This window comes from Pseudomonas sp. LJDD11, from assembly GCF_024584215.1.
Taxonomy (GTDB): Bacteria; Pseudomonadota; Gammaproteobacteria; order Pseudomonadales; family Pseudomonadaceae; genus Aquipseudomonas.
Map to the genome: position 1 here is coordinate 1 of NZ_JANJFL010000109.1, position 585 is coordinate 585.

1 pseudogene is annotated in these 585 nt (G+C 59.3%); it reads left to right on the forward strand.

The window, feature by feature from the left end:
• Positions 1-140 precede the first annotated feature (140 nt).
• A pseudogene (locus NRB16_RS29010) lies at positions 141-585 on the forward strand (hypothetical protein); the annotation flags it as partial.

The following is a 585-nucleotide window of genomic DNA, read 5'->3' on the forward strand; positions in this document are numbered from 1 at the left end:
CGGTGGTCGTTTCGTCGACAGCCGCTCAACTTGCCACTTACAGAAGCCGGGAGAAAACCAGCCAGTAACGGTGTACGCCCCGCCCGGACACTTGACCGGGCGCAGGGCGCTGCACCTCTATTCAGGGAGGCTGAAAGGTCATGAAGACCAAAGGAACACTCATCAACGCCATCGTATCGCTGGTGTTGTTCGCCTGTTGCAATGCCCAGGCAATCACCGGTCCGCAAACCGTGCAATTGCTCAACAATCGCTACCAGAGCACCGCCACCACTTGCCCCGTCAACAAACCTGCCTGGCAATGCAATGGCGTACTGCTGCTGGCCGAGGCACGACAGCCCGGACAGATGTTCTGGCAGCACAACGACAATGCCACTGCTCTGGGGGCGCAAGGGCTGATCTACTTGCGCAGCGATCTGGGCATACGGCAAGTGAGTCAGCCCAACGGGGTGGTTTTCAGTGACCTGTTCACAGCCGTCGGCAATGGCAAGAAGCTGGAAATACTTTGCGCTTACCCGTTCACACCGGGGCTCGACAGCAACCGCGACAATTATGGCTGCGCCCTGCCCGGCACATTTGGGCCAGGGG